Below are 12,168 nucleotides of genomic sequence, written 5' to 3' on the forward strand. Positions count from 1 at the left end.
GACGCTACGCGTACCGCCGCCTCTCGCGACGACCGGCCAGCTTCCTCGGTCGGTGCCGCGGTACGAGGAACCGGAGGTCACCCGGCGGCCGTTCGTGGAACCCGGGCTCCCCGGTCAGGGCGACCGGCCCGATCTACCGGAGACGACCACGCCGAGAAGGCCGTTCGAGAAGCCGGCCGTTCCTTCGTTCGAGCGGCCGACTGTTCAGGTGCCGGTACCGCCTCGCGGTGGTCTGGAATGGCCCGCTCCGGCCCGCCCGTTCGATGGACGGGAAGCGCCGGTTCCGCAGGCCCCGCGTCCGCTCCCGTTGCCTGCTCCGGCACCTCCGCCGTTCCCCTTACCTGCTCCCGCGCCGCCGAAGCCGCTGCCTGTACCATCGCCACCTCCCTCGGTCCCGGCCCCGCAGCCGACTGTGTCGCCTGTCCCTGAACCGTCACCTCCACCGGAACCTCCTCCGCCACCGCCGAGCGTGTCGGTCAGCCCCCCGCCGGCCCCGATTCCGTCACCCGTGGAACCGCCGCCGAGTCCACCCGTCCCGGTCCCCACGCCGGTGAGGTTTGTCTCGCCGCCCGAGAAGGAGCCGGAGGCGGTGGTTGCCCAGCCGGTGGCGGTCGAACAGCGACGCTGGGCGCTCACCGCCCTGCTGCTGGTCATCGGAAGCGCGGGTGCGGGGAGGGCGGCGATGAGGCGCTCATGAGTCACTGAAGTAGACATGCAGCGTCCTCGTGGCAATGCCACGAGGGCCGATCGAACCTGGCTACGGGCCCGCGCGAGAATCGTGAAGGAGCTACGAATTCACTTCGCGCACAACGGATTTCGCGTCATTTTGCTCCGTAGATCGCGCACGATCCGCTACAGTCGCTTCTGCCACAATCGATAGCCGGTGGATAACTGATTCGTTCACTCCCCGTGGTGTGTCATCTCGTTTCTCCCATGTCTCTCGAAGCAGGAAGAACTCATGACTGAACTGGCTGAACCATTCTCTGGAACCATCGCCGCCGCCCAGCTGAGCCTCAGCACCGTCGCCGCGCGCAACCTCGCAACCACCACCAAATCCGTGCCACAGATGCAAGGCATCACCTCTCGGTGGCTGCTGAAACTGCTGCCCTGGGTGCAGGCCGACGGTGGTGTGTACCGGGTCAACCGCCGCCTCACCTACACCGTCGGCGACGGTCTGATCACCTGCTACGACACCGCGGGCCAGGCGCGGGTCCTCGCACCCGACCTGCGTGAACTGCGCTATCTGCGTGACTACACCGACGATGCCGCCCTGCAGACGGTGGCGGACTCCTTCGTCGAACGCCAGTACGCGCCCGGCGACATCATCGCCGAAGCAGGCCGACCGGCCGAAGAGCTGGTGGTCCTCGCCCACGGCAAGGCCGACAAGCTCGGCACCGGCGCCTACGGGGAGTCGACCGTCCTCGAGATCATGACCGACGGCCGGTTCATCGGTGAACGAATCCTCGGCGCCGACGCGCAGCCATGGGACTTCACCGTCAAAGCGGTGACCGCGTGTACCTGCCTGGTCCTCACCGACCGTGCGCTGGCCGAGGTCAGCGCACGGATCGAAGGATTGCGCGAACACGTTCGGGCGGCCCAGCTCGACGGCGCCGTCACCGACGAGCGGGCCAACCCCTACGGCGAGAGTTCGATCGAGCTCGCCTCCGGTCACGAGGGCGAACCGCAGTTGCAGGGCACCTTCGTCGACTACGACCTGTCCCCGCGCGAATACGAGTTGAGCATCGCCCAGACCGTGCTGCGGGTCCACAGCCGCGTCGCCGACCTCTACAACAAGCCGATGGACCAGATCGAACAGCAGCTGCGGCTGACCATCGAAGCCCTGCGCGAGCGGCAGGAAGACGAGATGGTCAACAACCGAGACTTCGGATTGCTGCACAATGCCGCACCACAGCAGCGGATCAGTACTCGCACCGGGGCTCCGACACCGGACGACATGGACGAATTGCTCGCCCTGGTCTGGAAGGAGCCCGCGTTCTTCCTGGCCAATCCGAAGGCCATCGCCGCCTTCGGCGCCGAATGCAGCCGCCGCGGCATCTATCCGACGAGCACTGAGCTGAACGGACATCGGGTGCCCTCGTGGCGCGGGGTACCGATCCTGCCGTGCAACAAGATCGGCACCTCGGCCGGCCGTACCACCTCGATCATGCTGATGCGCACCGGTGAATCGTCACAGGGCGTGATCGGCTTGCGCCAGACCGGAATTCCCGACGAGTACGAGCCCGGACTGAACGTGCGCTTCATGGGCATCGACGACAAAGCGATCATCTCCTACCTGGTCAGCACCTACTACTCGGGTGCGGTGCTGGTGCCCGATGCCCTCGCGATCCTCGAGAACGTGCAGCTCGGCGCCGAGGGCTGACATCGTGCAGCCCTTCGAGCTGCCCGAGTTCTACGTCGCTCATCCCGCGCGGCTGAACGCGCACGTGGAACAAGCACGGGCACATACCAAACAGTGGGCCTACGAGATGGGAATGCTCGGCGACACCGTCGGTGGCGATGTGGTGTGGGACGAGCCGAGTTTCGACGGCATGGACTACGCCGGTCTGTGCGCCTACACGCATCCAGAAGCCGACGCACCGGTGCTCGACACCGTCACCGACTGGTACACCTGGGTCTTCTATTTCGACGACCACTTCCTCGACGCGTTCAAACGCACCGGTGACATGGACGGTGCACGGCGGTATCTCGACCGTCTGGCCACGTTCATGCCGCCCGACGGTGCCGCGATGCCCGAGCCGACCAACCCCGACGAACGCGGTCTCGCCGACCTCTGGACCCGGACGGTGTCGTCGATGTCGGAATGCTGGCGCGAACGGTTCCGCGAAAGCACCCGGAACCTGCTGCTCGACTGTGTCTGGGAGATCGGCAATATCAATACCGCCCGGATTCCCAACCCCATCGACTACATCGAGATGCGTCGCAGGGTCGGCGGTGCACCGTGGTCGGCCGATCTGGTGGAGTACGCCCGCGGTGTCGAAATTCCCGAAGCCATCGTCGGCACCCGGCCGATGCGCGTGCTCAAGGACACGTTCTCCGATGCCGTGCACTTACGCAACGACATCTTCTCGTATCAGCGCGAGACCGAGGAAGAAGGCGAGGTGAACAACGGAGTCCTGGTGGTAGAGCGGTTCTTCGACTGTTCGCCACAGCAGGCCGCCGACATCGTCAACGACCAGCTCACCTCGCGGATCCACCAGTTCGAGAACACCGTGCTCACCGAGCTGCCGCTGCTGTTCGACGAGCACGGGCTGGACGCGGTGCAGTGCGCGGCGGCGCTGTCGTACGCGCACGGTCTGCAGGACTGGCAGTCCGGTGGCCACGAATGGCACCTGCGGTCCAATCGGTACATGAACGGCTCCGCGGCGACGGGACCGATGTCGTTCGGTCCCGCGGGAATCGGCACCGAACTGGCCAGACCCGGGTTCTGGAAAGGTCTCGCCGGGCCGGGCGGCGCGCGCAGCCACACCCGGACTCCGTTGCGCCGCACCGGGCAATTGCCGCTGCCGGACTTCGACGTGCCGTTCGAGTTGAGTCTGTCACCGCACATGCCCGTGGCACGCGCGGCCAGTATCGACTGGGCGCAACAGGTCGGATTCCACGATCCGCTGCCCGAGCTCGGTGGGCGGCAGTTGTGGACTCGCGAGGATACGGCCGGATTCGATTTCGCGCTGTGCTCAGCCGGTTTGGACCCCGACGCCGATGTCGACGTGCTCACGCTGTCGGCCGAATGGCTCACCTGGGGGACCTGGGGCGACGACTATTTTCCTACTGTCTTCCCTCCCACCCAGGGCTCCGCCGCGATGGCCGGCGCGAAAGCCTGCAACGCCAGACTGTCGACGTTCATGCCGCTGGACCTGAAACCTGTTGACACACCGGTCAACCCGCTGGAACGGTCGTTGGTGGACCTGTGGTCGCGCACGGCGGGGCCGATGTCGCCGACGGCTCGGCGCACCTTCCGGCAAGCGGTGGAATCCATGACCGAAAGCTGGTTGTGGGAGCTGGCCAACCACATCCAGCATCGCGTCCCCGATCCCGTCGACTACCTGGAGATGCGCCGCCGCACCTTCGGCTCGGATCTGACGATCGCCCTGTCGAAGATCGCCCGCGGCGGCCTGATCCCCGATGCGGTGTTCGAATCCACCACCATGCGCGGCATCGAACACGCCGCACAGGACTACGGCTGTTTGATCAACGACTTCTACTCCTACCAAAAGGAAATCGAATACGAATCCGAACTGCACAACGCGATTCTGGTGGTCGAGTCGTTCTTCGATTGCGACCGCGACGTCGCCGCCACCGTCGTCGATGACCTGATGCGGGCCAGAATGCGGCAGTTCCAGCGACTCGTCGACGACGAATTGCCCGTCCTGTTCGAACACCACCGGCTCGACGACACCGCTCGCGCGGCGCTGACCAGCTACATCGACGAACTGCGTGATTGGATCGCGGGCATCCTGCACTGGCATCGCGGCACCAGCCGCTACCGCCCCGAGAACTTGCGCCGCCCGGTCGGCCAGCAACCGCGAACCGCCGCCCGCCCGGTCCACACGTGGGGACCCTCGGGCATCGGCACCGCCGCCGCCCGGGTTCGACCCCGAGTCGGATCCGTCGCCACCCATGCCACCTCGCCGGGAAGGACCTCCTTGTGACCAGCACCGCCCAGAACCCACCGACAGCGCTCGGTGTCGCCGCCGCCCGCACACTGTCGACCACCACCAAATCTGTTCCGCAGATGCAGGGGATCACGCCCCGCTGGCTGCTGCGCATGCTGCCCTGGGTCGAGGTCGACGGCGGAACCTACCGGGTCAACCGGCGCCTGACCTACACCGTCGGGGACGGCTACGTCACCTGCACGCTGGCCAACGGCCGGTACCAGGTGGTCCCCGCCGAACTGCGCGAATTGCGAGCGCTGCGCGATTTCGACGACGACGACACATTGCGCGAGATCGCCCACCTGTTCACCCAGCAGGAGTTCGCGGCGGGGGAGACGATCTGCGAGTTCGGCAACGAAATCGACGCGGCCTATGTGCTCGCCCACGGACGGGTCGTGCTCTCCGGCCCCGGCGACTACGGTCAGCAGGTACAGCTGGACGTGCTCGACGACGGCAGCCACCTCGGTGCCTCCACACTCCTTGGCGGGCAGGCTATTTGGGAGCACACGGCGACCGCGAACACCGCCTGCACGGTTCTGGCGTTGCCGCGCGCCGTGTTCGACGCCCTGTGCGCCCGAGAACCGCGCCTCGCCGCCCATGTCGCCGGCCTCGGAGCCGCGGTCGCCGCCGAACGAAGCGGTGCCGACAAATACGGTCAGGCGGCGATCGGACTGCTGTCGGGCCAGCAGGGTGAGCCGACGCTGCCCGGGACCTACGTCGACTACGACCAGCAACCACGCGAACTCGAGCTCAGCATCGCGCAACTGCTGCTGCGCGTGCACACCCGGGTCACCGACCTCTACAACAAGCCGATGAACCAGCTCGACCAGCAGCTGCGCCTGTCGATCGCGGCGTTGCGGGAACGCCAGGAACGCGACCTGCTGACCCACCACGACTACGGTTTGCTGCACAACGTCGACCCGAGTCAGCGGTTGTGTTCGGCCACCGGCCGCCCGACACCCGAGGACCTCGATCGCTTGCTGGCCCGCCGTCGCAAGACCGCGTTCTTCCTCGCCCACCCCCGCGTCATCGCCCAGTTCGGCCACGAATGCACAGCCCAGGGCGTCTACCCCGATCACACCGAAATCGAGGGAAGACGGGTGCACGCGTGGCGCAACGTGCCGCTGCTGCCCTCGGACAAGATCCCGATCTCACCGAGCGGAACCAGCACGATCTTGGCGATGCGGATCGGTGAATCGGATGACGGGGTGATCGGCCTGCGCCAGACCGGTCTGCCCGACGAAGTCGAGCCGGGCGTCAACGTCCGCTTCACCGGCATCGACGACCGCGCCATCGCCTCCTACCTCATCAGCGCCAATCATGCTGCGGCAGTACTCGTTCCGGACGCACTCGGCGCGCTGACCGAAGTGCAGGTGAATCGATGAGCACCCCGGATGTCGCGACCACACCGATCCCGGTGCCCACACCCGCTGTTGCGCACAGCTCGCGCACGGCCGCCGACGTCCTCGATCAATGCCGGGAGACCTGCGCGGCCACCCTGCATGCCACCGTGCAGATGATGCCTGCCACGGTCCGCACGATCGTGGGCTACCACTTCGGCTGGTGGGACAAGACCGGGCGACCGGAACGTCACGACGGCGGCAAGGCCATTCGCCCCGCCCTGGTTCTCTCGGCCGCGCGGTTGACCGGCGGCGACGTGGGAGATGCCGTGCGCGCTGCCGTCGCGGTCGAACTGGTGCACAACTTCTCGTTGCTGCACGACGACGTGATGGACCGAGACACCACCCGACGGCACCGGCCGACGGCGTGGACCGCGTTCGGGATCGGGCCTGCCATCCTCGCCGGCGACGCGCTGGTGGCCCAGGCGTATTCCCTGCTCGCCGCGGAGCCGGACACACCGATCGTCGAAGCGACGAATCTGATGAGCCGCTCGGTGCTGCACCTCGTCGAGGGTCAGTGCGCGGACCTGGGATTCGAGCGGCGCACCGATGTCGAGCTCGAGGAGTGCTTCACCATGGTCGACCAGAAGACCGGGGCGCTGTTCGGGTGTTCGGCCGCACTCGGGGGCCTGTTCGGAAACGCGGACTCCGGTGAGCTGTTGCGGCTGCAAGAGTTCGGCAGGCGCTTGGGCCGTGCCTTCCAGCACACCGACGACCTGCTCGGCATCTGGGGCGACCCCAGCGTCACCGGCAAATCGGTGTTCTCCGACCTGCGCAGCCGCAAGAAGTCGTTGCCGGTGGTGTTCGCACTGCGCTCGAACACCCCGGAAGCGGGCGCCCTCGCCGACCTCTATCTCCGTGAGAAGCCGCTCGACGACGCCGAATTGGTCCGTGCCGCCGAGCTGGTCGAAGCCGCAGGCGGGCGGGAATGGAGTCGGCTGCAGGCCAGGCAACTGTACGAGGAAGCCATGTCGACGATCAGCGAGGTCGGGGCGAACGCCGAAGCCCTGGCCGACCTGGACCTGCTCGCGGCGCTGGCCGCGAACCGAGACTGCTGAGCCGAGTGCTTCTCATGCCTCCGCCCGATCGCGGCCACGGTCCCGATCGGGCGGAGGCTGATTCGGGATTCCACGGCACAGCACCGATCAGGCCGCCACGACGTCGGCGGCGCCGTTGAGCCGGGCATAGCGTCCTCCGTCGTCGACGAGGGACCGGTGGTTTCCACGCTCGGCGACCCGGCCATGGTGCAGGACCGCGATCTGGTCGGCATCGCGGATGGTGCTCAGCCGGTGCGCGATCGTGATGACCGTGCGGCCCTGGGCGACCACGTCGATGGCTGCCTGCACCGCACGCTCGGTCTCGTTGTCGAGGGCGCTCGTCGCCTCGTCGAGTACCAGCACACGCGGGTCGCGCAACAGGGTGCGCGCCAGCGCGATCCGCTGCTTCTCACCGCCGGAGAACCGATGACCGCGCGACCCGACCACAGTGTCGTAGCCCTGGGGCAGTGAGGCGATCAGCTCGTGGATCTGGGCGGCACGGGCCGCGCGCTCGATCTCCGCATCGGTCGCACCGGGCTTGGCATAGCGAAGGTTCTCACGAATGGTCGTGTGCAGCAGGTACGACTCCTGCGACACCACGCCGACGATGCGAGCGAGGGTGCCGAGCTCCAGGTCACGGACGTCGACGCCGTCGATGGTCACCCGGCCACCGGTCGCGTCGTGCAGTCGCGCGACGAGCGAGGCGAGGGTGGTCTTGCCGGAACCGGTCTCGCCGACCAGAGCGAGCGTCGACCCGGGAGGTACGACAAGTGAGACGTCATCGAGCACATCGGGACCCGCGGCGTCGTAGCGGAAGCTGACATGCTCGAACCGGACTTCGCCCACGACATCGCGTGGGTCGAGGTCGACCGGCTGGGTGGGTTCATCGATCTCGACCGGAAGGTCCAGGTAGCCGAAGATCCGGCTGAACAACGCCATCGAGCTGGTGACTTCGACACCCACATTGAGCAGAGCCATCAGCGGCCTGAACAACCCTGCCTGCAACGTGGTGAAGGCGACCAGGGTGCCGATCGTCATGCCGCTGCTGGTCGCCGGAAGACCGGCGGCGAGGTAGAGCAGCGCCGGGATGGCCGCGAAGAGGATGCTCATGGTGGCCATCCGCCAGCGGCCCGCGAGCTGTGAGCGCACTTCGAGGCCGACCAGGTCATGCGAGGTCTGCTCGAACTGCGCGGACGCGAGAGGACCGGTGCCGAGGGTCTTGCCCAGCTGGACGCCGCTCACCGAGAGTCCTTCCTCGACCTGGCCGTGTAGATCGGCGAGGTGACGTTGGCGCTGGGCGGTGATGTCGCGACGCAGCAGCGCTACGCGCCGGGTCAGCCAGATCGCCGGCGGCAGCACCACCAGCGACAGCAGCGACAACCGCCACGACAGCACGGCCATCGCGACGGCGGTGCCGACCACGGTGGTGACGTTGCTCGCGATGGCGGTCGCGGTGCTGGTGACCACGGATTGCATGCCGCCGACATCGTTGATCAGGCGCGACTGGACCTCACCGCTACGGGTGCGGGTGAAGAACGCCAGCGACTGCCGCTGTAGGTGGCGGAACACGTCGGCACGCAGGACATGCATCACCTGCTGCCCGACCGTGGTGGAGATGAGTGTCTGGCCTACGCCGAGCACGGCGGTGAGCACGGTGACGGCGAGCATGCCGCCCACGGCCCAGAGCAGGAGTGGGACGTTCTGCTGGGGGAGCGCGTCATCGATCACCAGCCGCAGCAGGAACGGCGAGGCGAGGCCGATCGTCGAACCCGCCACGATCAGGACGGTCAGCAGGGTGAGCTGAAGCCGGTACGGCGCGAAGAGCGCGGCGATCCGGCGCAGGGACACGGGGGACTCGCGCAGTTGTGCGCGATCGGCCGGGTCGGGTCGGCGGGCGCGGCCGCCGCCGGCGGAGACTTTCACTTCCATCTGCAACCCCCTTGGGTTGTGTTTATGCTGAGGTTACCTCACTATCTGGTAAGGAAAACAAAGCGAGAGGCGGGTTTATGCCCGACAACGAGAGCGACCTCCTGATGCAGGTGGCCAGGACGCTCCGTCGGCGCTGGTCGGCGGCGTACGCGCCGATGGGTCTGACGCCACACCAGGCCCGCGCGCTCCGCGTGGCCGGCGAGCACGACGGTCTCCGGCTGTCGGCCATCGCGGACGCGTTGCGGATCAGCGCCCGGTCGGCCACGGAAGTGGTGGACGCGCTCGAGGAAGCTGATCTGGTCGCGCGACGGCCCGACCCGACCGACCGCCGCGCGATTCTCGTGGTGGTGACCGCGCTGGGCAAGCGGACTCTCGCAACCTTGACTGCCGCCCGGACGAAGGACGCGGACGACTTCTTCGGACGACTCACCGACGATGAGCGCGCTTCGCTGCGCGACATTCTCGGCAAGCTCGTCTCCGAGGGTGAGGAGCAGATCCACCCGATCCGGCGCTGAGCGCGGAACATCGAGCGGTGTTGACCTACCGGTGATTTCATGTCGTCGTGACGGATGAGGGACTACCGACCCGTCAGCGGTCAGATGCCGGCGGGTTCGTGGGGCGGAAACAGCGCTGCAGTGCCGTGCGGAGCGCCTGTCGGTCCGAACTGTCCGGGCACGGGGATGTGGTTGCCCACGCGACGTAGCAGTCCGGGCGCAGGAGCAGGGCGGTGGGTGATCCGGGTTGGGGGTGTGCGGTGACGATGTCGAGTTGGTCGTGCCACTCGGGCAGCGTTTCCGCCAACCCCGTGTTCCCGGTCAGGTCGAGCAGCAGTGGCCGTGCGGTCCTGGTCAGCTCGGCCAGCCGGACGGTCCCGTTCGGGGTGGTCAGTTCCATGTCCGGCGCGAACCGGCCGATGAGCGGGTGGGTATCGGGTCCGCCCGTGTCGTAGCGGATGTCGGCGCCCGCGGTGAGGGCGGCGAGACGCTGCACGGTGTCCTGGTCGCGTAGTAGTTCGGTGAACAGTTCGCGCAGGGCGGTGACGTCGCTGCCCGGGGCGATCAGCGCGGATTGTGCTTGGGCGTAGGTGACCATGCGGGAGGCGGCTTGCCGACGTTCGGCTTCGTAGCTGTCGAGTAGGTCGGTCGGGGCGTTGCCGCGGATGTTGGCGGCGAGTTTCCAGCCGAGGTTGGCCGCGTCCTGCAGGCCGAGATTGAGCCCTGGGCCGCCTCCTGCAGTGTAGATGTGGGCGGCGTCGCCGATCAGGAACACGCGGCGGTCTCGGAATCGGTCGGCGATTCGGGTGTTGCCACCGCTGAGCCGGCGCAGCACGTGCGGTTCCTGGCCGGAGGGCGCGCCGAGTGGGATGTCGGCGGCGAGTACACGGTCGACGCTGGCCCGAAGCTCGTCGAGGCTCATGGGAGCGTCGGTCTCGGGCTGGTCCCACTCGATGGTGCTGATGAGCGGCGAATGACCGGGGAACGGCGCGTAGGAGAAGCCCCCGTGCTCGGTGCGCAGTGGCAGGAATGGTTGGACGGACCCGTAGCCGGGCACGGTCAGGACGCCGGTTGTGGGGTCCACCCAGTCGGCCGGGACGGTGGCGTGCGCCGCCCGGCTGGTCGCGCGGTCGTAGGTGACACCGGGGAATCCGATGCCGGACAGCGTGCGGGTGACGCTGTGCGCCCCGTCCGCGCCGACGAGATATCGGGCTCGCAGGCGGTAGGTTCCATCCGGGCCCGCTACATCTACGGTGACCACGTCATCTACGGTGACCACGTCGTCGTCTTGTGCCAGGCCGACGACCTCGTGTCCGCGCCGGATCGCCGCGCCGAGTTCGACAGCACGCTGTTCCAGGACCTGCGCGATGTGGTGCTGCGGCGCCGCCAGCCCGAAGACCGGGCTGTCGTCGAGCAGGCTCAGGTCCAGGGCCATCGCGGCGAACATGAAGTAGGTGGAGTTCGGTTGCGGCGGCGCCGGGCTGCCGCTGAGCCGCTCGTACAGACCCCGCCGGTCGACCAGTTGCACGACCTGGCCGAGCAGCCCATTGGCTTTCGGTTCCTCGCTCGGTTCGGGCAGTCGCTCCAGCACGATCGGCCGGATCCCGGCCAGGCTCAGCTCGCAGGCCAGCATCAGCCCGTTCGGGCCGGCTCCGCTGATCACAACGTCGACGGTCATCGGTGATTTCTCCTTCATCGGGATGGAAAGACGCGCAGCTCGCGCTCGACTTCGTCCAGGTCGACGCGCGCACGGGAGATCGTGCCGCCCCTGCCTCTCATCGACCTGGTTCCTGTCGGTCGGGGATGAGGAGGCCAGACTAGAGGACAAAAGTGCGTGCACGCAATTTTGCGTGTGCGCAAAGTCGATGGAATACTGAAGCGGTGACGACACGACGGGCAGGGTTGCGCGAGCAGAAGAAGCGGGCCACCCGGGAGGCGCTGTGCGAGGCGGCACTTCGGCTGGCGCTCGAGCGCGGGCCGGACAACGTGCGCGTGGACGACATCGCCGAGGCCGCCGGCGTCTCACCCAGGACCTACAACAACTACTTCTCCAGTCGAGAACAGGCGATCGTCGCTGCCATCACCACGGAACGGGAAACGCGGGTCGCGGCGGCAGTGGCAGCTCGGCCCGCCGCCCGACTCGCCGATGCCGTCATCGACGCGATCGTGGATCAGTACACCGCTCAGGACGAATCCGGTCGTGACGCGCTGCTCCTGATCGCCGGCCATCCCGCGCTGCGTGACGCCTTCGTCCATACCTCCACCGCGATGGAACATCCTCTCGCCGACGCGATCGCGGCCCGCCTCGGCGACATCGACCCGCACACCGCCCGCGTGCTCGCGGCCAGCGTGACCGCCGCGGTTCGCGTCACCCTCGAACGATGGCTCCAACCGGCCCCCGTGAGCAGCGGACTCGTCGTGCCATCCGGCGCGTTACCGGAGCTGCTCCGCGCCGGACTCGCACCACTCGCCCCCGCACTCGATGCCGCCGAGAAACGACCACACCGCTGACATTCGTGCACCGCGAAACCCGTGCCCGCGGCCTGATCTGCGCCGATACCGGACTGCTGCGATGGCGGGCCGGCAACATCCGGCACCGACCCATCCCGGATTTCCACCCGCACTACCCGGTCAT

General features: G+C 67.6%; 8 protein-coding genes. 6 read left to right on the forward strand and 2 right to left on the reverse strand.

Translation table 11 applies throughout. The features are described from left to right. The first annotated feature begins 958 nt into the window (after positions 1-958). From ACWGCN_RS15935 to ACWGCN_RS15950, 4 genes are read left to right on the forward strand one after another with little or no spacing between them, the layout of a single operon-like run. Positions 959-2,380: a family 2B encapsulin nanocompartment shell protein gene (locus ACWGCN_RS15935; protein WP_387446828.1), complete on the forward strand. Its 1,422-nt coding sequence runs from the start codon at positions 959-961 to the stop codon at positions 2,378-2,380. A gap of 4 nt (positions 2,381-2,384) precedes the next feature. Then, positions 2,385-4,670 (forward strand): terpene synthase family protein, encoded by a 2,286-nt coding sequence (locus ACWGCN_RS15940; protein WP_452457390.1) that lies wholly within the window; start codon positions 2,385-2,387, stop codon positions 4,668-4,670. Next, the gene (locus tag ACWGCN_RS15945) at positions 4,667-6,058 is read left to right on the forward strand and encodes a family 2B encapsulin nanocompartment shell protein (RefSeq protein WP_387446832.1); all 1,392 of its coding nucleotides are present in this window, start codon (positions 4,667-4,669) and stop codon (positions 6,056-6,058) included. The genes ACWGCN_RS15940 and ACWGCN_RS15945 overlap by 4 nt, the downstream gene beginning before the upstream one ends. Further along, on the forward strand, positions 6,055-7,131 hold the full coding sequence (locus ACWGCN_RS15950) for a family 2 encapsulin nanocompartment cargo protein polyprenyl transferase (RefSeq protein WP_387446833.1): 1,077 nt from the start codon (positions 6,055-6,057) through the stop codon (positions 7,129-7,131). Before ACWGCN_RS15945 ends, ACWGCN_RS15950 begins: the two co-directional genes overlap by 4 nt. Positions 7,132-7,218: 87 nt before the next feature. Here the strand turns inward: ACWGCN_RS15950 and ACWGCN_RS15955 are convergent, their stop codons facing one another. After that, a complete protein-coding gene (locus ACWGCN_RS15955) occupies positions 7,219-9,039 on the reverse strand; it encodes an ABC transporter ATP-binding protein (protein ID WP_378989644.1) in 1,821 nt (606 codons plus the stop codon). Between the two features lie 77 nt (positions 9,040-9,116). Here ACWGCN_RS15955 and ACWGCN_RS15960 point away from each other — a divergent pair, with 77 nt between their 5' ends. Beyond that, entirely contained in the window at positions 9,117-9,554 is a 438-nt protein-coding gene (locus tag ACWGCN_RS15960; protein WP_379315850.1) for a MarR family winged helix-turn-helix transcriptional regulator, read from the forward strand. A 73-nt stretch (positions 9,555-9,627) separates the two neighbouring features. On the opposite strand, the gene ACWGCN_RS15965 is transcribed toward ACWGCN_RS15960, so the two are convergent. Continuing rightward, positions 9,628-11,211, reverse strand: coding sequence for an FAD-dependent monooxygenase (locus ACWGCN_RS15965; protein WP_452457389.1), 1,584 nt, complete (start codon positions 11,209-11,211; stop codon positions 9,628-9,630). 203 nt (positions 11,212-11,414) lie between these two features. On the opposite strand from ACWGCN_RS15965, the gene ACWGCN_RS15970 reads away from it, so the two are divergent. Next, on the forward strand, positions 11,415-12,044 hold the full coding sequence (locus ACWGCN_RS15970; RefSeq protein ID WP_378989648.1) for a TetR/AcrR family transcriptional regulator: 630 nt from the start codon (positions 11,415-11,417) through the stop codon (positions 12,042-12,044). Positions 12,045-12,168 lie beyond the last annotated feature (124 nt).

Source organism: Nocardia sp. NPDC055050, assembly GCF_053608345.1.